Origin of the sequence: Dietzia sp. IN118 (genome assembly GCF_032905965.1) — a bacterium.
In the GTDB taxonomy this organism is placed as follows: Bacteria; Actinomycetota; Actinomycetes; order Mycobacteriales; family Mycobacteriaceae; genus Dietzia; species Dietzia kunjamensis.
In genome coordinates, this window is record NZ_JAUMSR010000031.1 from 1 (window position 1) to 589 (window position 589).

At 66.0% G+C, this 589-nt stretch carries 1 protein-coding gene; it reads left to right on the forward strand.

Going from position 1 to position 589, the window contains the following annotated elements; genetic code table 11:
• Positions 1–589: transposase (locus Q2K20_RS18145; protein ID WP_317177067.1), on the forward strand; the 589-nt coding region annotated here is incomplete at both ends.

The following is a 589-nucleotide window of genomic DNA, read 5'->3' on the forward strand; positions in this document are numbered from 1 at the left end:
TGACCGGACTGTCCGAGGCGATTGCCGCGACCTGGCCTTTCGCCGAGGTGCAGACCTGCGTGGTGCACCTGATCCGGGCCTCGATGCGGTTCGTGTCCTACAGCGACCGCAAGAACGTGGCCAAGGCACTCAAGCCGATCTACACCGCCGCCAACGCCGAGGCCGCCAGAGCCGCACTGGAGGCCTTCGCCGAATCGCCGCTGGGCGCCAAGTACCCCACCGCCGTCAGGTCGTGGGAGGCCGCCTGGGAGCGGTTCATCCCGTTCCTGGCCTTCGGCCCAGCCACACGCAAGCTGATCTACACCACGAACTCGATCGAGTCGCTGAACTACCAGCTGCGCAAGATCACCAAGAACCGCGGGCACTTCCCCAGCGATGCCGCCGCGATCAAGCTGCTATGGCTAGCCATACGCAACATCGAGGACCGACGAGACCGAGAACGCGCCAAGGACGCTCAACGCCGAGCAGACGGCCACGCAGGCCCCCGGAAATCGATCCCCAGACTCGTCGAAGGCGCCACCATCCACGGTTGGCGAGCCGCACTGGCCGAACTCGCACTGGCCTACCCGGAACGCTTCGACCCCCACAT